Here is a 284-nt window from a genome sequence, read left to right on the forward strand (position 1 = left end):
ATAAGCCACGCCATAATAACGGGTCGCCAGACGCACCAGGTTAAACAGGATGAAAAACAGCAGCGGACCAAGCAGGCTGCCGCTCATTGCAATACCTGCGCCCAGCGCCGCGAATACCGGACGGACGGTACCCCAGAAGATAGGGTCGCCGACGCCTGCCAGCGGTCCCATCAGACCGACTTTGATACCGTTGATAGCGCCATCGTCAATCTCTGCGCCGTTCGCACGCTTTTCTTCCATTGCCAGGGTCACGCCCAGTACCGGCGCCGCAACGTAAGGATGAG

Annotated in this window: 1 protein-coding gene; it reads right to left on the reverse strand. The window is 59.2% G+C overall.

Features of this window, described 5'->3' with window-relative positions; translation table 11 throughout:
• The coding region (locus J4G32_RS21275; RefSeq protein ID WP_210497714.1) for a PTS system mannose/fructose/sorbose family transporter subunit IID at nucleotides 1-284 on the reverse strand (284 nt) is incomplete at both ends.

The organism is Microvirga antarctica (assembly GCF_017921815.1).
GTDB classification, from domain to species: Bacteria; Pseudomonadota; Alphaproteobacteria; order Rhizobiales; family Beijerinckiaceae; genus Microvirga; species Microvirga antarctica.